Genomic DNA, 21,476 nt, shown 5'->3' with positions numbered 1-21,476 from the left:
CCAATCGAAATTTTAAATTGAATATTTTTTACTCGCCGCCGATAGGACGGGAGCTGTTTTCTTGATCAGTACCTTCTTTCCCTCAATAACCAATCTGTTTTCAGCAAACAGTTTAATGGCTTCGGGCAGTATTTCCCATTCGGCTTGCTCCATAACCCTTTTCTGAAGAATTTCCGGAGTGTCACCCTCCTCCACATAAACAGCCTTTTGAAGTATGATGGGTCCTGTATCGGCCTCAAGCTCCACAAAGTGTACTGTTGCTCCCGTGACTTTAACACCTGATTCCAATACGTGTCTGTGGGGAATTATCCCGTAGAACCCCTTTCCGCAGAATGCGGGAATCAATGAGGGGTGAATGTTTATAACCCTGTTTGTGTAATATTTGTTAAAACGTTCTCCCAGAATGGAAAGAAAACCCGCCATAACAACCAGCTCCACCTTATGTTCAACAAAATGGCCGATCAGCGCTTCGTCGTATTCATCTATATTATTGAAGAACTTTCTGGAAATACATGTGCCCTCTATTCCGTATTTTTTTGCCCTCTCAAGAGCAAATACGCCGGGTTTGCTGGATACAACAGTTACAATTTCAACATTCCTTATGTATCCGCTTTCTATCTTATCAATTATGGCCTGAAGGTTTGAACCTCCTCCAGACACCAATACGCCTATTTTAAGCATATGATTTCAACTCCTGTTTCGCCTTCAGTGACAGTTCCGATAATATATGCCGCTTCTCCTGCCGATTTAAGATAAGCTGTAATTTCCTCAGCCTTTTGGCCGTCTACTGCCATAACAAGCCCTATCCCCATATTGAAGGTGTTGTATATATCTCTGTCCTCCATGTTGCCCAAGCCTCTCAAAAGCTCAAATATGGGCAATACCGGCCAGGTTCCCTTTTCAATATTAACTTTTAAACCGTCAGGTAACATTCTTGGTATATTTTCGATAAAGCCCCCGCCTGTTATATGTGAAATTCCTTTTATCTCGTATTTTCCGATCAATTCCAGTACTGTTTTCACATATATTCTGGTGGGCTTGAGGAGTTCTTCCCCCAGGGTGCAGCCCAGACTTTCTACATATTCCTTCAAGTTCTTTTCGGTAGGATTTATCAGTTTGCGGACCAGGGAATAACCATTGCTGTGAATACCCGAGGAGGGAAGTCCTATCAGCTTGTCTCCCGCCTTTATTTTTTTACCGTCAATGATTTTGTTCCTGTCCACTATCCCAACGGCAAAGCCTGCCAGATCATACTCGTCAACAGGGTAAAAGCCCGGCATTTCGGCCGTCTCCCCTCCGATCAGCGAGCAGCCCGACATAAGGCAGCCCTCTGAAACGCCCTTTACAATTTCTGCAACCTTTTCGGGATAGTTTTTTCCGACAGCGACATAATCCAGGAAAAACAACGGTTCTGCACCGCTGCATACTATATCGTTCACGCACATTGCAACACAGTCAATACCCACTGTATCATGTTTGTTCAATAGAAAAGCCATTTTCAATTTTGTTCCTACTCCGTCAGTACCTGAAACCAAAACAGGCTGTTCATATTTTGACTTGTCCAGGCTGAATAAGCCCCCGAAGCCCCCCAGCTCAGTCATTACCTCCGGTCTGAACGTACGTTTTACATGGTTCTTCATTAACTTGACTGCTTCATAACCTGCCTCAACATCTACACCTGCATCTCTGTAAGTGGTCATATTAACCTTGTATGATATAGTTAGTAACTAAATCATACGCTCCTTTCTAAAATTTGCTCATTTTTTATATACACTATTTTTTTATTAGCTATAATTGATTCAGACACTGTGGACTTTTTATTTTAACCTATAGCTTGACTATTCGATGGAGTGTATTGCCACTGTCTTATTTAAATCATTTATAGTTGGATAAGTTTTTAAACTTTTATCTCCTGCAAGGCTATGAGAATAAGACTAAGTGGGTCAAAGCAGTTGTCTGATTTTTTTATTAAAGGATGTGGTTCCATGATTTTTATTGGCATTGATATTGCCAAACAAAAACACTTTGCCGCTGCTATGACCGCTGATGGCGAAGTCTTAATTCCATCTTTTGGTTTTACTAATAACTCTGAGGGTTTCACCTTCTTGCTATCCAAACTCAAAACATTTGATAAGGAAAATCTCCTAATCGGCCTTGAATCAACTGCCCATTATGGTGAAAACCTTATCGGCTATCTTTTTGATCTAGGCTATCATGTTGCAGTTATCAACCCTATCCAAACAGCCACTTTGCGAAAGACAAATATTCGTAAAACTAAGACTGATAAGGTTGATGCCATGCTAATCATTAAATCAATGATGGTCAATAGTTATAGGCTCTTTACTAAAACCGATATTGATTTACTGCATCTGAAAAGCCTTTGCCGCTTCAGAGAGAAAATCAAAAAGTCCAAAGCCCGCCTTAAAATCCAGCTCGTATCATATGTTGATGTATTGTTCCCTGAGTTGCAATATTTCTTTAAATCCGGTATCCACATCAACACATGCTATGAACTGCTAAAGAGGCATTCTATCCCAAATGATATTGCTGCTTTACACCTTACATACTTAGGTAATCTTCTTCAAAAGGCTTCCCACGGCCGCTTTGGTAAAGAAGAAGCTATCGCTTTAAAAAGTCTGGCAAAATCATCTGTTGGTACTGGCAATACCTCGGTTTCTATTCAAATAACTCAATCCATCTCACAAATTGAGCTATTAGAAAAGCAAATTACTGAATTAGATAAAACCATTAAATCCATAATGCTTGAAATGGATTCTGTAATCTTGACCATACCTGGTATCGGATATCTTAATGGTGCTATGATACTCAGCGAAATTGGTGATATATCAAGATTTTCAAATCCTTCAAAGCTTTTAGCCTATGCCGGTTTAGATCCTGCGGTTAATCAATCCGGCAATTTTAATGCTAAAAGTACCAGAATGTCCAAGCGTGGTTCTAAACTTCTTCGATATGCTTTAATCAATGCTGCTTGGAATGTTTCACTTAATAACAGGACATTTAAAAATTATTTTTTATCAAAACAATCTCAGGGTAACAACCATTATACAGCACTCGGTCATGTAGCTCATAAGCTGATTCGCATTATCTTCAAAATACTTAAAGACAATGTTGCTTTCAACTTAGACTAAAATCATTCAGTCAAAAAGTCTATCAACACATAGGCTTATTAAAGTATGCTCTTTTTTCATTTCTAAATTACTTATACAAATTTATCCACTTTTCACTTGACAATTCATAGTTGGTCTCCATGAGCCGCATTGCGGCCACAAAATGTAATGAAAACCTATATCCTTTATCGCAATGTGGCGAATAAAGGAGGTTAATTGGCCATGTGCGCTTTCAAAGTATTGGTAAATACTTTGAATATTTCGCACGGCCATAAATTCACAGGTTTGCTTGGAAGACGAACGCAAGTGAAGTCTTTCAAGCTAACCTCCATGAGCCGCATTGCGGCCACAAAATATTATTGATGAAAATTTACTCTCTCCCACACCGGCTTTGCATCAGCTGCCGCAGCTGAATTTGTCTCCTTCGGCCGGAACTTCTATGGGATAGTCACCCGTCAGACAGGCAGAACAAAAGCCGCATCTGGAATCAACAGGAGTCTGCAGGAGTCCTTCCAGGCTCAGGTAGCCCAATGAATCGGCACAAATCATTTCTCTTATCTCTTCGACGGAAAGCTTGTCTGCTACAAGCTCTTTTCTTGATGATATATCAATTCCGAAATAGCATGGAAATTTAAGAGGGGGTGAGCTCACTCTCATATGTACCTCTTTTGCTCCGGCTTTTTTAAGGATCTTTACTATTCTTCTTGTAGTAGTACCCCTGACTATGGAATCATCTATGATCACGACTCTTTTGCCTTCAATTGTCTTTTTAATGGCATTGTGCTTTATTCTGACAGCCACCTCTCTCATACCCTGACTGGGCTGAATAAAGGTCCTTCCCACATATCTATTCTTCACTATACCTTCGCCGTATGGAATTCCTGTCTGCTTTGAGAAGCCGATAGCAGCGGATATGCCTGAATCAGGTACACCTATTACAACATCTGCATCGACCGGATGCTCAATAGCCAGGAGCTTTCCAGCTTCGTACCGGGACTGCTGAACACTTGCCCCGTCAATTACGCTGTCGGGTCTTGCAAAATATACAAATTCAAATATGCAGAGCTTTGTATCCTTGTTGTTGAAAACTTTTATAGATCTGATTTCATTATTTTCTATGGTTACAATTTCCCCGGGTTCGATATCCCTGATAAATTCGGCGTTGACCGCGTCAAGGGCACAGGATTCTGATGCGATTACATAGGAGGACGAGGTCCTGCCGATGCATAACGGTCTGATGCCGTATGGGTCCCTGACACCCAGCATTTTGTTTGCGGTCATTAAAATTAGTCCGTAAGAGCCCTTAACGTCCTTCATCATTTTTTCAACCGCTTCTTCTAAGGTCTCTGAAGTAATACTGTGCTTTGTAACCAGGTTAACAAGAACTTCTGTATCATTGGTGGTTTGAAAAATGGTTCCGTTGTCTTCCATCTGTTCTCTGAGAATTGAGGCATTAACAATATTACCGTTGTGTGCAAGGGCAATTTGTCCGTTTCTTGATCTTACAACTATGGGCTGTGCGTTCTCACGTTTGCTGGCGCCGGTGGTGGAGTATCTCACATGCCCCACAGCCATTGTACCCTGAAGATGGGTTAACAGCACCTTGTCAAAAATTTCAGGAACCAGACCCATATCCTTGTGAAATACGATGGTTTCCTTGTCACTTACTGCAATACCGGCGCTTTCCTGTCCTCTGTGCTGAAGTGAGTACAGGCCGTAATAAGTCATTCCTGCAACATCTACATCATTGTTATCAGTTGAATATATCCCGAATACTCCGCACTCTTCATGCATTTTGTCCATTCTGTCATCGAAGCAGTCAAGGTTTTCGCATTGCATGCATTGTCCAAATTCACACATGAGTAACTCCTTTTTATTGCCTTATTGGTTTATATTTCCTCAAGTTTCTTCTGAAGTTCCTTATTCTTTTTTTCTACTTTTACAGCCAGGGATTTTTTATATTCAAGCATTTTGTCCCGTAAACCGTGATATGCTACCGACAGGATCTGAACCGCAAGCAATCCGGCATTTTCGGCTCCGTCAACGGCAACCGTTGCAACGGGAATTCCAGATGGCATCTGGACGATTGAAAGAAGTGAATCAAGTCCGTCAAGTGTTGACGACTTTATGGGTACTCCTATAACAGGAATCGGGGTGTAGGCAGCCAACACTCCCGGAAGATGCGCAGCCTTTCCCGCCGCAGCTATGATAACATCGATTCCGTTTGCTTCCGCATTCCGTGCAAACTCGGATGCCTTATCAGGTGTTCTGTGAGCTGAACATACCATTACGTCACATTGAACTTCAAAATCCTTTAGAATTTTAATACAGCTTTTCATTACCGAAAGATCGGAATCGCTTCCCATAATTACCGCTACCCTGGCATCTTTAGAAATACACATGCTATTTGCCTCCATTGTTAATATAATATTAATTAATTGTGAACATTTTTAACATTTTTAAAAAAATTATTCGCCTTTTGATACAATAATATTATCAAAGAACAAAGACCATTGTCAATTAAAAAAGCGAACAATTTTCAATTGTTCGCTCCAAATATTCGGATTATTGCAATATCCTCAAGTGATCTGCTCATACATTACCTGCTTAAAATTCACATTTAAAGCGTCAGCAGATAAACTATCAACGGCAGTGTAAATATGGACAGAATGGTCGAAACAAATATGCCTTCGGTAGCTGCATTATAGTCGGAATCATATTCCAGCGCCAGTGCCGAAACTATGGTAGAAGCCGGCATGGCAAGCTGCAGGGCTACAATCCTCTTTACAAACAAATCAAAGAAATTGCCGGTTGCCTTGAAAAACAATATTGCCGCCACTGGTACTATAATCAGCTTGAACAGTGAATAGACTAGATATATTGCCCTGTCAAATATATCCTTTATCCCCCGGAGCCTCACTCCGGAAAGTATCAGTCCTATAAATATCATGGACAAATAGATGGTAATGTGCCCGAGATTATAGAAAGCCGAATAGAATATATCCCAGATTGACTTATAAACAAGGGTATTTTCAAAGTTAAATATCCCTTTCAACAGGATAATGAGCAGTCCGCCCATAAAAGACAGAGTATTGGGATTGACCAGATGTGACAGATTGTCCTTCCAGTTTTCCGTATTATGCCTGTTGAACAGGTAAACTCCCAGTGTCCAGAGGATAGCGTCGTTTGCAATGTTAAAGAATATGGCATATACGATTCCCTCATCCCCGTACATTGCTTTAAGCAGCGGATAAGCCATGAATATGACATTTCCGAACATTGACTGTGCAATGTATATATTTTTTGTCTTTTCGCGTATACCCAGCAATTTACACGGTCCCAGTGAAATAAACCCGCCCAGCAATATAAAAAATATACCGAGAACAAATATGAGGAAACCGTTTTTCAGGGTCTCACCGGTAAAGGAGTAGTTTCCCATGGTTGTAAATATTAAAAACGGCATTGTTATTTTCAATATCAGAGCCGAGATGTATTTGTGGGAATTTTCCGGCAGGAATTTTCCCTTTCCCGCAGCAAAGCCGGTTACACCCAGTAAAGTTAATATAAGTATCTGTTTCAGAATAATTTCTACTTCGTTCATTGTCTGCCTCCGAAAATAGGTCAAGGTCTGTCGCAAAGATATAATAAAAGCGACCTGTACAGCCGCTTTTATTATATAATCTTATTACTTTATTCTGTTAAAGTCCATAGCTAAATACATATTTACTACATGCAATTTGCAATTTAATGTACACGGCTCTCTGATTTAATTTACTTTATCTTCTTTTTTATCTTCTCTTCGGTGTTCTCTTTCGGCATCAGTTTTTGTTACCACACCATTTTCTACAATAGTTTGAAGCAGTCTTTTTATCTCGACTATATCTCCCGCTGTTTTGGAATAGTCTATTGCTGTCCTGACAGCAAGTATGGTTATAATAATACCGATACCAATAAAAAACAGGTATACAATTGCCTCCATATATTCACCTCCAAGGATTTTTCTTGATTATGATTTCTTAATTAGATTTATTTAATTAAATATATCACATATTAACTAATTAGTTCCATATTTTTGGAGGCTAATTCAACCGCTTGTATGAGAGACAGTATGGAAACATCATAAACCCATCTTAATATGATGCTGACTAAGCAGCTTTCGCTTGTAAATTCGTACTGATGCAATATAAGTGACTATCAGAATTCCAAGGCACCAAAGTATCGCTGTTATTGCATTATTTCCGGCACTTCCACCCAGGAGCAGTGAACGGACCGCCTCAATAATGGGTGTCATGGGTTGATTTTCTGCAAATATACGCACCGCCGGGGGCATGGTTTGAGTTGGTGCAAAAGCTGAGCTAATAAAAAGCAGTATCAACAAAATATAGCTGAATACTCCTGCGCCTTCGGCATTGCTGGCCAGCAGGCCAAACATAACTGCTGTCCAGGTCATTGCCAGAGTAAAAAGCAGTAAAATCACGGCGGCAAGAAGCCAACCGGCAATACCTGCACCAGCTCTGAAGCCCATTACAAATCCAAAAACAAGTATCACTATAGTTGAAAACGAATTAAAAAGCACTGGGTTTTTGTGATATTGGATTTTGCAGACTATTCTTATTTCAAATATCTTTTCATTTAGTTGTAAAATGATACGGTGAACCACACCACAAATGACTGAACCGCAAAAAAAATAACTACTCTGTTTTCAAGACAATTCTTGAGATAGGAGGTGAGTCCGTCTACCTTGCACTTGAATAACTGTCTGTCTAGTAATATAATCAAATAGTAGAAATATTTTCTAAGGTGTAATTGTTTTCTTAAGATCAATGATATAATTTATATTAGTCGGCATCGAAGGAGTGTTGAATGAACTTTGTAAACCCACCAGCAGAATCACCTCAATATGTTACTCATAAAACATTTTACAGCCAAGTATTAAATCACGAAATAGGCTATAATATCTATCTTCCACCCGAGTACAAAGACTGCGGCGAAAAATATCCGGTTGCGTACCACATTCACGGATGGACGGGCAACGAATCCTCCGAGATATGGCCGCTGGAAAAGGTCTATAAAAACAGACGAGCCATTACTGTTTTTGTCAACGCCATTTCGTCGGAAGACAATTATTTCGATGCCTTATTGCAAATTGAATCCATCATTATTAAGGAACTGATTCCCCATATCGACGGTCAGTACAGAACAGACACAACCCGTGAGAACAGAATGCTGTCAGGGTTTTCGATGGGCGGCAACATGGCGTTTTATTATGCAGTTAAGCACCCCGAGCTGTTTGGTTCCGTAACCCCTTACGCAGGAACCTATCACCATCTCTATCTCAAAGAATACCGTACTGTGGGGGTAGCACCGGAAAAAGTCATCGAGTTATACGAAGATATGATGAGAGAAGAATGGTATTTGGAGGAAAACAATATTTTATGCTTGGTATGGCAAAACGCGGAAAAAATTCGAGGCAAACTAAAAATTGATATTCATATCGGCACAGCTGACATATTATTTTGTGATAATGAAATTTTACATTTATATTTGAATTCGTTGAATATCCCGCATGAGTACAGGAAATTCGAGAAGATTAACCACGACTTGGAAAAAATATTATAGCACGCACTCACTAATAAGCAAACTGAAATGTTAAACTGGATATAAGCTCATCACATGATTATACGTCTTATCTTCGTTATACTAATTCTATTGTAGGTAACAGTTGGAATAAATGTAGAAGTATTTTTGTTGTTATAAATAGATGATGCGTTGAGACAACATAATATAAAGCTATTTATTATTTATAACTAACAAAATCCATAATATCTGTTACAAAAGGACTTCTAATATAAGAAGCAAAAATTCAGCTGACGCAAGGAGAATTTTTGCTTCTTGATATGGCATTATGGAAACTCTGACAACCTTCAAAAATAGTAAAAACACAAAATTTGGGACACTCCCTAAATTAGTTGTATTGGTTTAGAGTCTTCCCTAAATAATCTGTTTAAATAATCCTCTAAATTTTTACCATGCCAAAAAAATGTACTCCAATCTCCAAAATATATATTTTTTTTCTGTCCAACATATACAATAGCATCACACATACTACCTATTGGAAACAACTTATCTCCTGCTGCAACTTGAAATGCTTCAATTCTGTCATATTCTCCACTTGCTGCATTATATGGATTAAAATCAAACATAGCACCTTTATATCCTTTATTGTTTCCCACATTTACTTTTATATCTCCTAACTCTTGTAAGATATCTTCGGCATATTTGAAACACTCATATCCTTCTTTTGTTAGTTCATTTATCCAAAATGATATATCAAATTTTCTACCATCGTACCAACCACAGTGTTTTAATAATTCAAATACATATGTTTCAAGAAAAGAAATATTGCCTAGAGCATTTAAAATATCCTGAATACTTTTATTGTATACACCTTCGCTATTGTACCCATATATTATTTGTCCCCCTCTAATTTCAATAACAGCAACGGTATTTGGACGTTTACTACTTGGTAAATCCCTTACTTCATCAGCATATACGGATGCTTTTGTTCTATTCTTAACATCATTTTCTCCCTTAGGATTCTCTCCATCCTTAAGTCTATCTCCCCCAGGACTCCTATTTTTCTTATTTCCACCCGATGTGGTAATTAGCCCGGTCCCGGAAGCAACAGTTTCTGTCGTTTCTGCCAAATTCCTCACTTTAGGTTCAGCTATTTTTTCATTTTCTGGAGCTTCCGCTTCTTTTTGATCTCTAATTACTTCTACATCATTTGGAATATTCCTCCTTTTAAGTTGATCGCCAAATGGTTCTCCTTTTCCACTGGCCATCATAACAACATTTCTGTTCTGGCCTTTTTCTACCCACATCTCATGGTTTTCGCTGCCCAGCTTGAATTTGACCTTCGAAGTGAGCATTTTTCTTATGGCTCCTGATATTTTTGCTGCTCCGGCTGCCAGTATCTGCATTCCAAGCTTCTTCAGATTTATTAGGCCTAGTGTCATGAGATTGTTATGTATGCCGCTCCTGACGGTTCCGAAGAAGTCTCCTCCGCCTTCTGATTTACTGCCGCCTTTGCTGTCGCCCTGGGCCTGTCCGGTTTCCTTGCCGCCTGCTTTTTCAGAGCCTGCTGGAGTTGGGACATCTTCCACCGGTGACACGGCTTCCTGTTTGGCTTGGGCATCTTTATTAGCAGCTGTTTCTGCTCCATTGCCGGCTGTTTTCACCACGTTTTTATTTTCTACTGGCTTACCGCCTTCAGCAGCTTTTTCTTCCTTGAGGGAAGCAGGTTTTGATTCTTTACCTGTCTGGAGATCGGTATTGCCCCCGTTTTCAAGTTTTGTTTGGAGGGGCTCTTTATTTTGTTGTAAAGAGCTTTCCTTTGCCTGCTCACTCTCTTTTAGGCTTACTTGCTTACCGGTGTTGCTGCCTGCATCAGATTTACTTAAAACAGTGCCAGCGTTGGACTTTTCTGCCGTTACCGGAGCAGCCTTTTCCTTTGCTTCCTGTTTTTCAACTTTTTGTTCAGCCGGCCCGGATGCCTCTGACGACTTACTGTTCAGGTCACCTGAGTCACTTTGTTCTCCGCTTTTTTCCACGGTCTTGCTGCCGGTATCCTGCTGCTGCAATCCGGATTGCCGTTTTTCCGACTGTTGTTTTTCCGATTGCTGCATTTTAGAATCCGGCTGCTTGTCCTGTGTGCCGGGAGTAGTTTCTTTGTCTTGACCGGGTTGGTTGTTTTTTGGAGGTATCTTTTTTATATCGGTAAGCAGCTTAATAACTGCCTGGTTTCCGATGGTTTTCTGTAGGATATTTATATCCTGCTGTGTCAATGAATTGGGCAGTCTTTTGAGACGTTGAATTATTCCTATGTAGTTGGGCTGCTTGACCAGGGGTTTTTGCCTGGATGATGAGTTCTGAAGGTTTTTGTTCTGTGCCGCTGCCGATTTATCCGGGGCTCTGGTGTACATCCTGTTCAACTCCTAAAATTTATTCCTATATTGAATAGTAAATTTTAGAGCTGATTTAATAAATGAATTTTCAATATTTTTTGAGTAAACTGTTATTTGGCCAAGAGATGATATTTTTTTAGTTGCTGATGTGCATAAATTAATCTGTTGTGCTAGTTGAAATTTTGTTTTGCTTTACAGATAATTTATTTGGAATCAACTGGTACGCGAGGACAACTTCATGAAATAGGATGCATGGTTAAAAACAATTACGATAAATTGTCGACGAAGGTAAAGCGGTTTTGCCGGCAAAGCAGCAGGACGCTGCTTTGAGCTTCAAATCGAGACAGGATGTCGAGTTTGAGCGACGACAAAATCGCTTTACTAATGAGGCGGTACAATTTTTGTAATTGTTTTGGGTGCGCCCTATTTCATGAAGTTAGTGCGGAAGTTACCAGTTGATATAAAGAATTATAAAGGTAAAGCAAATCTAAATTAATTAGCACAATGCGTTAAATTAACTACTGTGTCAGTTAATCCATTAAACTCGCCGGTAAAATCGGACAAAAAAATGGCTGCCGCGTCTGCGACAGCCGTATAAGAGGATATATTTAAAGGAGACAATTTATCTAGATTTTTATTACAGCTTTTACAACATCCTGTTTATTATTTATAACGTAATCAAATGCTTTGGCAACTTCATCAAAATCAAATTCATGAGTAACTATACCCGAAATATCAATTATACCCTTTGCTATGGCTTTTATAGCTGTAGGATAAATATTTCTGTAACGGAATACAGATTTTATCTGTGCTTCCTTTGCCATTATCTTTGCAAAATTGAATTCTATTATATCCTGTGGAGCCAAGCCTACCAGTACAATAGTTCCGCCATTTTTGATCAGGTAAGGAGTCTGGGAAATTGTCCGGGCAGAGCCGGCGGTTTCAATTACCGTATCCACACCCTTTTTACCGGTCATTTTTTCTACTTCAGCAAAAACATCGGTTTCAGCAGCATTTATTGTTGCAGTGGCTCCCAGCTTTTTAGCATATTCGAGTCTCTTTGGTATAACATCTACCACTGTGATATCAGTAGCGCCATACGCCTTGCAGGCCAAAAGGGTTACAAGTCCGATGGTGCCTGCTCCCAATATTACTATTGAGTCCCCAAGCTTCACATTTCCCTGAATTGCAGCATGCATTCCGACTGCTAAAGGCTCTACAAGTGCACCTTCCCTAGTTGTTATATTGTCAGGAAGTTTGAAGCACATATTTTCCGGAAAAGCAATATAATTCATCAAGGAGCCGTGGTATGGGGGTGTAGCCAAAAACTCCACATCAGGACATAAATTGTATCTACCTGTTTTGCAGAATTCACACTGACCGCAGGTAATGCCGGGCTCAAGTGCTACTTTGTCTCCAACCTTAAGATTCTGGACATCGCTTCCTATCTCGACAATAGTTCCGGCGCACTCATGACCCAGTATAAAGTCACCGTTAACAATAAAATCACCTATTTTTCCGTGTTCAAGATAGTGTACATCCGAACCGCATATCCCAACGTATTCAAGCTTTACCATTACATCCCTGTCCCTTAGTTTGGGCATCTCAATGTCTCTGATTTCCATCTTGTTGATACCAGTCATATATGCTGCTCTGTTTTTCATCATTAAACCCTCCTGTAATTTGATTTTAAAATATTAGCTGTCATTAAATCACGCTTATTATAATGTATATTAAGAAGTCTTTTAATTAGATTTGGATAATTTTTTAACAATGTTAAATGTATATAAATTCAATTGTTATTGTTTTCAACTTTAATTTTAAATACTTTATTGCATTTAGTAAATAGTTTTATTATATAGTTTTATAAAAGTTTTATAGTTATCTTTTAGTAAATATTTATAAGCAGCCTGTTATTTGTGATACATAATATTGCACCTGAGATGCGTGAAACACATTTCACGCATCTTCAGTGCACTTAAATCAATAGATCTCATTAATTAATTACTATTTTATTGCTCCGGCTTTCTTCAATACATCAATATACTCTTGAACATTATCCTTGTTAACCAATGGGTTTCCGATATCTGTATCAATTTGCTTTTCTGCTCCGGTTAAAAGCTTGTTGCTTGTTTCCATCAATTTTGTTGCAAGGTCATAAGCACTCTGCATACAAGTTGAAGTCATCTTGCCTTCCTGTATTAAGAGAAGAGCTTCTGCAGTTCCGTCAACACCGTAAACAAGCATGTCTTTGAACTTTGCATTGTCTTTTACAACTTCAATAGCACCTGCTGCCATGTTATCGTTCATTGAGATAACGGCATCGATCTTATCATTGGCCTGAACCCAGTCTTCCATGTACTTCATGGCTTCATCCTTATTCCAGTTTGCAATCTGTTCTCCAACAATTTTAACATCAGGACGTTTGTCAAAGAATTCCTTCTGCCAGCTTGCACGTCTTTCATCAGCGTGGAAGTTACCTGAAGGTCCTTTTAATACAACAACCTTAGCATTCTGCGGGATTTGCTCCACTGCTGCACGAGCATTAACGGCTGCCTGTTCATATGGATTTGCGTCTACCGAAGATGCTCCTTCAATACCTGAAATACGAGCATTTGTTGTTATTGCGAAAATTCCTGCTTTAACAACCTTTTCAACATATGGTCTTTGTGCTTCACCATTGTTTGGCTGTACTATAACCAGATCGTATTTGTTTGTGATAGCATTTTCTATCATGGAGTTTTCTTTTTCATCGTTTGCTTCACCGTCAAATACATCAAGAGTTATGCCCGGATACTTCTTGGCTTCATCTTTAACAGCATTTGCGAGCCATGCAGCAAAGGAATCTGATTGTGCACGAGCAATATATGCTATTTTATAAGTTTTTGCTCCGCCATTACCAGTTGTTGTCCCTGCAGCTGTACTGTTTGAAGCGTTTGGTGTAGCTGTCTTACCACAAGCAGCGAGTAAAACAATTGCCAGTAACATTGAAAGTACGCTAATCAGTCTCTTCTTCATTGTTGACCATCCTTTTCGCATAATTTTTTTTATTTTAAACAGCTTTGTGCTGCTTAATACTGTTTTGTGTTATTGATAACAAGTTTAAATAAAATACTATAAATAAAATGCTCTAGCTAAAATACCTCAAACTATTTTGCTTTTATGGCTTTAGGCTTTTCCTTGTCTTCGATTCTTCCCATTGCACTCTTTGTTCTTCTGTTCTTTGAACGGATATCATAAATAACCGCAAGGGCTATAATGGCACCTCTGACTATCTGCTGCATATAGGAATCCACACTTGCCAGGTTCATAATGTTATCCAGGAAGCCCACTATGAAGGCACCGGCCAAAGTACCTGCAGCAGTACCGACACCGCCTGAGAAGCTTGTTCCGCCGATGATTGCGGCTGTCAGGGCTGTGAATTCATAACCTACGGCTCCGTTGGGAAGACCTGCATTAACACGGGACATGAACAATACGCCTGCCAGACCCACAAATATACCATTGATAATGAAGGCCGTATATTTTACTTTGTGAACATTGATACCTGATGCAATTGAAGCTTCCTCATTTCCTCCCACAGCATACAGAGATCTTCCGAACCGTGTGTGCTTCAGGATATACCACGTAAAGATGGCTATTATTACAAGGAATATGATAGGTATGGGAATAATACCGGCTGAACCCTGACCAAATACTACGAAATTGCCAAGCTGCAGTAAGTTTTGCCCCTTTGTAAACAACAGTGCCACACCTCGGGCCATCGTAAGCATTGCCAGCGTTGCAATAAACGGAGGTGCCTTGAAGGTACTTACCATTATGGCGTTTACAATATTACATACAACACCTGTTACAATACCAACCAATACGGCTATTACCAATGAACCGGTTGATTTGTAAGCCGATACGGCAAACACTCCCGACAATGCAAGTACCGAACCCTGGGACAGGTCAAGCATGCCTGATATGATGAGCATTGTCTGTCCGAAAGCCAGAATTGTTGTAACTGCCAGCTGTCTGGATATATTTGTCAGGTTATTGGGTGTTAAGAAGTTTTCATTTATTATTGAACAAATAAAGAATAGTACAAATAGTACCATAAAAATACTGTATTTCTTTTTAGCCGTACTCCAAACATTTTTTAAATCCATTTTAGTTCACCTCGTTAGATATTAAAGTTCCGGTAGCATACTTCATTATCAGTTCCTGCGAGAAATCCTTCCTTGAAATCTCACCAGTAATTGTGCCCTTGCACATAACATAAATTCTGTCACACATACCAATCAATTCAGGTAATTCCGAAGAAACCATTATGACTGCTTTACCTTCCTGTGCCAAATTGGTCATTAGCTTGTAAATTTCAAACTTGGCTCCGACATCAATACCTCTTGTAGGTTCATCCAATATCAGTATGTCAGGATTTCTGATCATCCATTTTGCGAGAACAACCTTCTGCTGATTTCCTCCGCTTAAGGACTGGATAGTTGTTTCCAAAGATGGAGTTTTTACCTTCATTTTTGAAAACATATCAGATACGATATTCTTCTCTGTCTTGTGGTGAAGCCTGAACCGGTAAAATACCTTTTGCAGGAAAGACAATGTGGTATTTTCCTTTACTGACCTTACAGGAATTATTCCATATCTTCTCCTGTCTTCTGAAAGCATTACCAATCCGTTTTCAATACTCTGCCTTACATTTTTGATTTTGACCTCTTTACCCTTGATGGTAACTTTGCCGGCAGTAATTGGATCAAGACCGAACAGAGAACGCATGACTTCTGTTCTGCCTGCTCCCATCAAACCTGCAAACCCGATTATTTCACCCTTCTTAAGGTGGAAGTTCACATCGTGGTATACATTACCATTATTCAGATTCTCAACTCTGAGGATGTCCTCCCCTATTTTCACTTCTTCCTTGGGATAAGTGTTTGTAAGCTTACGGCCTACCATAAGCGCTATTACCTGTTCAATATCCAGTTCTTCCCTGGGATGGCTTTCAACTACCGTACCATCTCTGAAAACTGTAATTTCATCAGCTATTTGGAATATTTCATCAAGTTTGTGAGAAATATATATGATACTCACACCTCTTGCTTTTAACTCTCTGATCTTCGCAAACAGCTTTTCTACTTCCTTTAGGGTTATGGCCGATGTCGGCTCATCCATGATGATGATCTCAGAATTATAAGATACGGCTTTTATTATCTCCAGCATCTGTATATCTGAAACAGTGAGATCCTTGAGAAGCGTCGTCGGAGAATATGGCAGATTTTCTTTTTTCAGCAATTCGTTGGTACGACGCCTTACTTCCTTCCAATCAACATTTCCAAGTTTTCCAACAGGCAGATTGCCCAGGAAAATATTTTCCTCAACCGTCATTTCAGGGACATAGTTCATTTCCTGAAATATCATTGAAATCCCAAGGCTTCTTGCCTGTATGGGATTACTGATTTTTACCGGTTTTTCATCAATGAATATTTGACCGCCGTCAGGTTGATAAACACCATTAATTATTTTCATTAATGTTGATTTTCCTGCACCGTTCTCACCGCACAAAACATGGACTGAGCCTTTTTTTACAGTAAAATCGATTTTATCAAGTGCCTTTACCCCTGGAAAGGATTTTTCAATTTGTGAAACTCTTAATTTAATGTTTTGATTCATATCCCTCTCCCCGTAAACTCCCCTGAATAGATTTGTTCTAAATTGACAGCTGCAATTCAGAGCCAAAATGGCAATTATGAATTCCTATACAAATATACACTTATCGCAAACGTTTTCTAAAACACATTCAGCGAATATATTTATATAAGACTTTTATAAATTACTTTTAATAAGATTATATCGTGTTTTTATACAAAGTCAATATACAATTTTAAAATAATCAATTTTTTTTTAGTAATTTTGCATAAAGCGTCCATGCGGCTATACAGCTGTTCCTATATGTATCCTCATAACCCACTTTTTAGAATTATTTTGAACGGAAATTATGAATTAATAAAAAAAAGGTACGTAACCCATAATACCATCAATTTGATGAAGGATACATACACTTTATTTTTCCAGAAATCTCAGAATTTATTTAAGAAAATACAAAATCTTTGAATTATCAGATATTTTTTATAAACTCTTCAACATGGAGCAGAGCTGCTCCCACTGCCGTTGTTTCCAGCTTGTATTTACATACATGCAAATATGTTCCGTCCACTTCAAAGGTGTTGTATTTTGATACCTTTTGTCTCAGTTCGTCAATATATTCGTCCATGTATGCACCGGCATACCCCCCAAGGATTACCTTACAGTCAAACAGCATCCTTAAGTTGTTAATGGCTACCACAAGATATGATACATACTCCTCCCATATACTTTTCTGAGGCTCCTTCCCCAATCTTAAAAGTCTGAAAAACTCCGCAATATTCCCATTTGTGCTGTCAGATAATATTTTCGCAGAACAATAGGCATCCACACAGCCTTTTTGTCCGCAATAGCAGGTTCTCCCGGCAGGAGCGATGGTCATATGCCCAAATTCGCCGCCCCGCTGATTTTGACCATTGTAAATGTTTTTGCCTATTATAATGGATCCGCCCACAGAATTGTTCAGAGATAAATATGCAACACTTTCGTCTGTCTTATCCCCCCATCTTTCGGCAAAACCGGCAGCATTTGCATCATTGCTGAAGGTGCATCTGTATGGAATAAACTCTTCAAAGGCAGTAATGCTGCCGCCTTCAAAGTCAATAACCTGGGCGTAGCTCACTGAACGGCTGTCATCGGACAAAATAGCAGGCAATGCTATACCGACACCCAATATGTTCTCAGGTTCTATTTTGCAATCCAGAATAAAGCTGTTTACAAGATGGCCTACACCTTTAAAATATTCCTTTGAGTTGACAAACGGAAACAACTTCCTATAATTCCTGATAACTTTGGCACTGAGATCTATCATAACAATACCCACATGGTTCCTTGTTATGTCCAGACCAACTGCATATTTGGCCGTACTGTTATAGGATATGGCCTTGGCCTTGCGTCCTCCTGTGGACTCAAACAGGCCTGTCTCTATGACCAACCCGCGTTCATATAACTCCTTTATATTTTGAGTCACGGTTGGCAGACTCATATTTAAAGAGTATGCTATCTCCTGGATAGAAATTGGTTCTCTCATATATAGGAAATTATATATGGCATTTCTATTTATTTTTTTTACCTCGATACTATTTACTCTACCAGTCGTCATAATAATCACCCAGTTTTATAAATGTCTTTTAATAATGTATTTATAATAATATATTTTGATTTTTAAAGCAATCCAAAGTTTAAACAAAAGAAGATAAGGATTTTTATGATAATTTTTATATTGTGACAAATAGGAGTTGTATTTTATGTAATTTCTACAGTGGTTTTGTTACATATGCTTAATTATACCATATTAATACAGTATTATATATGAAATTAAAAAATATATTGTATACATATCTTCAAATTGTTTTAAATAAAATACATTGATGATATAATCAAAATATAAAAGTAAATATTGTCGGCGTTGCAGTATTAAAAATTAGCTTCATGCGGAGGAAATGTCATGTGCATTCATAATCGCTTGTTCGCATTAATTTTTAGAATTCTGTTTTTAGCAGGTTGTGGAATCGGACTTTACCTCAACTCGGGCCTTCCCAGCGGGAAGCCCGCACCTTACATGCTGATTTTTTATACTATTCAAAGCAATGCCTTATGCTTTATTTTCTTTGCCATCCTCATAATTAAAACTTTCCTGGATTTAAAAAACAAAGGTATCAAGGGTACGACGGTATTTCTTCCTCATTTCAAGGGTGCGGTTACAATGGCTATAGCCGTGACCTTCATAATTTATCAGTTTGTTTTGGTTCCAAAGTTTTTGAGTGCCGCAGCTGCTGCTTACACTATATTCAACTGGCAAAACATGCTGGTCCATTATTTTGTTCCGATTGCGGCTTTAACCGATTGGCTGGTTTTTGATGAAAAGCTCAATTTCCGTTGGTTTGATCCCATAGTATGGCTGATGCTTCCTATTGCTTATTTTATATTTATTCTAATCCGCGCCAGATTCGGAGGCGTTATTGAAATTGTTAAAAGTCCCTATCCATACTTCTTTATTGACGTTGAGCTGCTTGGCTGGATTAAGGTTATCAAAAATGCTTGTCTGTTGATTTTTGGGTTTTTAGTTCTTGGCTACCTGATATTCATTGTAGATAGAGTAAAAATAAGGAGACATTCCCCGAAATTTGACGTATTACAGACGAGATAATGTCTAATCCTGCCACATTGTAATGTATGTGCAATGAAAATGTTTTAATATTGTGTTATCATGTTACCATGCATTTAAAAAAATTATGTATACTAGGAATTGTCACAATTGAATTTTAATGCCTACATAAAGTTTTGTCTGGTAAAACATATTTTTAAAACTTTCTTTTTTGATTGCATTATCCTGTAATTAATTCTTTTTGTTTCAAATCTATTACCAATTCCTGTTGCAATTTTTTTATGTGGGAAGTGGTTTTTTATTGCGTGAAAAATAAAAAGAATACGTAGTTTTTTAAAAACCATTTCTATACAAAATTTAATATAATACATAATTTATTGGAGAAAACATGAGTAAAAAAAATAAAAATGCAAAACACCTTTATAGCAATCTTACACGGAAGATTAAAGCATATAAAGAAAAATACCCCAGAAAATTCAAATATTATTTGATCTCAGCCTCGGGAGCCTTGGTGATAACCCTCGCAGTTGCCGTAGCCACTTCTCTTCCATCCGGCCCAAGTATTCCTTTATCCACGGCGGATAACCAAACCTCAGATACTTTTGCACTCCATGCCTCTGACAGCACCCCGGCAAAAGCTGTAAAGGGCGCTTCGTCTGAAGCAAGTGCGGAAGCAGGTAAATTTTCAGCAGATAAGGTCTCCCGCGGCAAAAAAGCGCCCATGGACCCTTCAAAAGGTGACATAATAAAGCTTGGAGTAAAAGACGAAATTGTTACCGTTATCCAGCAAAGACTGGTTCAGCTTTATTACCTGGAGTCGGACGAACCTACCGAGGAATTCGGTGAAGCATTAGAAACAGCCGTAAAACTGTTTCAACGAAAACATGAGCTGGAAATAACGGGCGAAGTCAACGCTGAAACCTACAATTTGCTTATGTCCGACGACGCAAAAGAATACACTGTGTACATAGGCTCTGAGGGCACAGATGTGGAACAGCTTCAAACGCGCCTGTACGAACTGGGCTACCTGAATAAGGTCACAAGTTATTTCGGTACGGATACTGAAGCTGCAGTAAAAGAATTCCAAAAGAGAAACGGTCTTTTTGATGATGGAAACGTAGGTAAAAATACCCGTGAAAAATTATATTCTGCTGAAGCAGTACCTCTCTCCTTCTATTTGGGTGACGAAAACGACGAAATACTGAAATTCCAGCAAAGACTTGGTCAGCTCGGTTATCTGACAACGAAGCCCGACGGAAAGTACGGCAACGATACGGTATTGGCTGTAAAGCACTTCCAGGATATCAACGGCATTATAGCAGACGGATATATGGGACCTGCCACAAAGGAACTGTTAATGTCCGGTGATGCCCAGGAATATTGCATTAAAACCGGTGACAAGGGTTCGGATGTTGAAAATATTCAAACCTATCTGAAAAAACTGAAATATCTTAAGAGTGTAACCGGCTATTTCGGCTCGGATACGAATGACGCTGTAATAAACTTCCAGAAACGCAACGGACTGTCCGCAGACGGTAAAGTCGGATCACAGACCATAAGCAAGCTTCTTTCGGACAGTGCAAAAAGCTGGAACGGCGGCTCTTCCGGCAGCGGTTCAAATTCAGGCTCGGGCGGCAGCAATTCAGGAGGAAACAGCGGCATTGGCAATGATTCCGGCTATTCCTCCAGTTCAACGGTAGAACGGATAATTTCAATAGCAAAATCAAAAATCGGTTCCAGATACGTATACGGTGCAAAGGGGCCTAACACTTTTGACTGCTCCGGTTTTGTATATTGGGTGCTGAATCAGGCAGGTATCAGACAAAGTTATATGACCTCCTACTCCTGGCAGAATACAGGCAAATTCCAGAGAATTTCAAGCATGAAAAGCATCAAGCGCGGCGATATAATTTCCTACCGGGGCCATGTGGGTATTGCCCTGGGCAACGGTCAGATGGTAGATGCATCCTCCAGCCAGGGAAGGGTAAGGATTACCTCTATTAATTCATCCTATTGGATAAATCATTTCGAATGCGCATACAGAATTTTTTAGTACCGGCAAAATATAATATTGAGAACTCATTACATTAAACAAACAGCAGCACGTTTGGAAAAATGCCCCCGGGCCTTATGGCGCCG

Annotated in this window: 17 protein-coding genes; 4 read left to right on the top strand and 13 right to left on the bottom strand. The window is 39.1% G+C overall.

Annotation, left to right across the window (positions count from 1 at the left end; all coding sequences use genetic code 11):
* Positions 1-12: 12 nt before the first annotated feature.
* On the bottom strand, positions 13-681 hold the full coding sequence (gene purN / locus T344_RS0101330) for a phosphoribosylglycinamide formyltransferase (RefSeq protein WP_027627228.1): 669 nt from the start codon (positions 679-681) through the stop codon (positions 13-15).
* The gene (gene purM / locus T344_RS0101325) at positions 669-1,700 is read right to left on the bottom strand and encodes a phosphoribosylformylglycinamidine cyclo-ligase (RefSeq protein ID WP_027627227.1); all 1,032 of its coding nucleotides are present in this window, start codon (positions 1,698-1,700) and stop codon (positions 669-671) included. Before purM ends, purN begins: the two co-directional genes overlap by 13 nt.
* A 285-nt stretch (positions 1,701-1,985) precedes the next feature.
* On the opposite strand from purM, the gene T344_RS0101320 reads away from it, so the two are divergent.
* A complete protein-coding gene (locus T344_RS0101320) occupies positions 1,986-3,149 on the top strand; it encodes an IS110 family RNA-guided transposase (RefSeq protein WP_027627226.1) in 1,164 nt (387 codons plus the stop codon).
* A 375-nt stretch (positions 3,150-3,524) separates the two neighbouring features.
* On the opposite strand, the gene purF is transcribed toward T344_RS0101320, so the two are convergent.
* From purF to T344_RS27345, 5 genes are all read right to left on the bottom strand, one after another.
* Positions 3,525-4,988, bottom strand: coding sequence for an amidophosphoribosyltransferase (purF, locus tag T344_RS0101310; protein WP_027627225.1), 1,464 nt, complete (start codon positions 4,986-4,988; stop codon positions 3,525-3,527).
* Positions 4,989-5,017: 29 nt separating this feature from the next.
* Positions 5,018-5,530: a 5-(carboxyamino)imidazole ribonucleotide mutase gene (gene purE / locus T344_RS0101305; RefSeq protein WP_027627224.1), complete on the bottom strand. Its 513-nt coding sequence runs from the start codon at positions 5,528-5,530 to the stop codon at positions 5,018-5,020.
* A 218-nt stretch (positions 5,531-5,748) separates the two neighbouring features.
* A complete protein-coding gene (locus T344_RS0101300; RefSeq protein WP_027627223.1) occupies positions 5,749-6,729 on the bottom strand; it encodes an AEC family transporter in 981 nt (326 codons plus the stop codon).
* Between the two features lie 165 nt (positions 6,730-6,894).
* Positions 6,895-7,107: a hypothetical protein gene (locus T344_RS0101295; RefSeq protein WP_027627222.1), complete on the bottom strand. Its 213-nt coding sequence runs from the start codon at positions 7,105-7,107 to the stop codon at positions 6,895-6,897.
* A 138-nt stretch (positions 7,108-7,245) separates the two neighbouring features.
* Positions 7,246-7,704, bottom strand: coding sequence for an ABC transporter permease (locus tag T344_RS27345; RefSeq protein ID WP_278246130.1), 459 nt, complete (start codon positions 7,702-7,704; stop codon positions 7,246-7,248).
* A gap of 287 nt (positions 7,705-7,991) precedes the next feature.
* Between T344_RS27345 and T344_RS0101285 the strand changes: the two genes are divergently transcribed.
* Complete coding sequence (locus T344_RS0101285) at positions 7,992-8,747, top strand: alpha/beta hydrolase (protein WP_027627221.1); 756 nt, start codon at positions 7,992-7,994, stop codon at positions 8,745-8,747.
* A 341-nt stretch (positions 8,748-9,088) separates the two neighbouring features.
* On the opposite strand, the gene T344_RS0101280 is transcribed toward T344_RS0101285, so the two are convergent.
* From T344_RS0101280 to T344_RS0101255, 6 genes are all read right to left on the bottom strand, one after another.
* Positions 9,089-10,975: an SUKH-3 domain-containing protein gene (locus T344_RS0101280; RefSeq protein ID WP_207641810.1), complete on the bottom strand. Its 1,887-nt coding sequence runs from the start codon at positions 10,973-10,975 to the stop codon at positions 9,089-9,091.
* A 746-nt stretch (positions 10,976-11,721) separates the two neighbouring features.
* Positions 11,722-12,759: an NAD(P)-dependent alcohol dehydrogenase gene (locus T344_RS0101275; RefSeq protein WP_027627219.1), complete on the bottom strand. Its 1,038-nt coding sequence runs from the start codon at positions 12,757-12,759 to the stop codon at positions 11,722-11,724.
* Between the two features lie 343 nt (positions 12,760-13,102).
* A complete protein-coding gene (locus T344_RS0101270) occupies positions 13,103-14,113 on the bottom strand; it encodes a sugar ABC transporter substrate-binding protein (RefSeq protein ID WP_004629828.1) in 1,011 nt (336 codons plus the stop codon).
* A 131-nt stretch (positions 14,114-14,244) separates the two neighbouring features.
* On the bottom strand, positions 14,245-15,246 hold the full coding sequence (locus T344_RS0101265; RefSeq protein WP_004629889.1) for an ABC transporter permease: 1,002 nt from the start codon (positions 15,244-15,246) through the stop codon (positions 14,245-14,247).
* A 1-nt stretch (position 15,247) separates the two neighbouring features.
* The gene (locus tag T344_RS0101260; protein WP_027627218.1) at positions 15,248-16,759 is read right to left on the bottom strand and encodes a sugar ABC transporter ATP-binding protein; all 1,512 of its coding nucleotides are present in this window, start codon (positions 16,757-16,759) and stop codon (positions 15,248-15,250) included.
* A gap of 445 nt (positions 16,760-17,204) precedes the next feature.
* On the bottom strand, positions 17,205-18,332 hold the full coding sequence (locus T344_RS0101255; protein ID WP_027627217.1) for an ROK family transcriptional regulator: 1,128 nt from the start codon (positions 18,330-18,332) through the stop codon (positions 17,205-17,207).
* 345 nt (positions 18,333-18,677) lie between these two features.
* Between T344_RS0101255 and T344_RS0101250 the strand changes: the two genes are divergently transcribed.
* Both T344_RS0101250 and T344_RS0101245 read left to right on the top strand, forming a co-directional pair.
* Entirely contained in the window at positions 18,678-19,379 is a 702-nt protein-coding gene (locus T344_RS0101250; protein WP_027627216.1) for a Pr6Pr family membrane protein, read from the top strand.
* Positions 19,380-19,725: 346 nt separating this feature from the next.
* A complete protein-coding gene (locus T344_RS0101245; protein ID WP_027627215.1) occupies positions 19,726-21,390 on the top strand; it encodes a peptidoglycan-binding protein in 1,665 nt (554 codons plus the stop codon).
* Positions 21,391-21,476 lie beyond the last annotated feature (86 nt).

It is taken from the genome of Ruminiclostridium cellobioparum DSM 1351 = ATCC 15832, from assembly GCF_000621505.1.
GTDB lineage: Bacteria > Bacillota > Clostridia > Acetivibrionales > DSM-1351 > Ruminiclostridium > Ruminiclostridium cellobioparum.
Note: the sequence above shows the minus strand (reverse complement) of the source record. Positions and strands in the feature narration are given on the sequence as shown.

Coding starts and splice junctions, on each gene's coding strand:
- purN (WP_027627228.1), bottom strand. CDS start 681: ATGCTTAAAATAGGCGTATTGGTGTCTGGAGGAGGTTCAAACCTTCAG.
- purM (WP_027627227.1), bottom strand. CDS start 1,700: ATGACCACTTACAGAGATGCAGGTGTAGATGTTGAGGCAGGTTATGAA.
- T344_RS0101320 (WP_027627226.1), top strand. CDS start 1,986: ATGATTTTTATTGGCATTGATATTGCCAAACAAAAACACTTTGCCGCT.
- purF (WP_027627225.1), bottom strand. CDS start 4,988: ATGTGTGAATTTGGACAATGCATGCAATGCGAAAACCTTGACTGCTTC.
- purE (WP_027627224.1), bottom strand. CDS start 5,530: ATGTGTATTTCTAAAGATGCCAGGGTAGCGGTAATTATGGGAAGCGAT.
- T344_RS0101300 (WP_027627223.1), bottom strand. CDS start 6,729: ATGAACGAAGTAGAAATTATTCTGAAACAGATACTTATATTAACTTTA.
- T344_RS0101295 (WP_027627222.1), bottom strand. CDS start 7,107: ATGGAGGCAATTGTATACCTGTTTTTTATTGGTATCGGTATTATTATA.
- T344_RS0101285 (WP_027627221.1), top strand. CDS start 7,992: ATGAACTTTGTAAACCCACCAGCAGAATCACCTCAATATGTTACTCAT.
- T344_RS0101275 (WP_027627219.1), bottom strand. CDS start 12,759: ATGAAAAACAGAGCAGCATATATGACTGGTATCAACAAGATGGAAATC.
- T344_RS0101270 (WP_004629828.1), bottom strand. CDS start 14,113: ATGAAGAAGAGACTGATTAGCGTACTTTCAATGTTACTGGCAATTGTT.
- T344_RS0101265 (WP_004629889.1), bottom strand. CDS start 15,246: ATGGATTTAAAAAATGTTTGGAGTACGGCTAAAAAGAAATACAGTATT.
- T344_RS0101260 (WP_027627218.1), bottom strand. CDS start 16,759: ATGAATCAAAACATTAAATTAAGAGTTTCACAAATTGAAAAATCCTTT.
- T344_RS0101255 (WP_027627217.1), bottom strand. CDS start 18,332: ATGACGACTGGTAGAGTAAATAGTATCGAGGTAAAAAAAATAAATAGA.
- T344_RS0101250 (WP_027627216.1), top strand. CDS start 18,678: ATGTGCATTCATAATCGCTTGTTCGCATTAATTTTTAGAATTCTGTTT.
- T344_RS0101245 (WP_027627215.1), top strand. CDS start 19,726: ATGAGTAAAAAAAATAAAAATGCAAAACACCTTTATAGCAATCTTACA.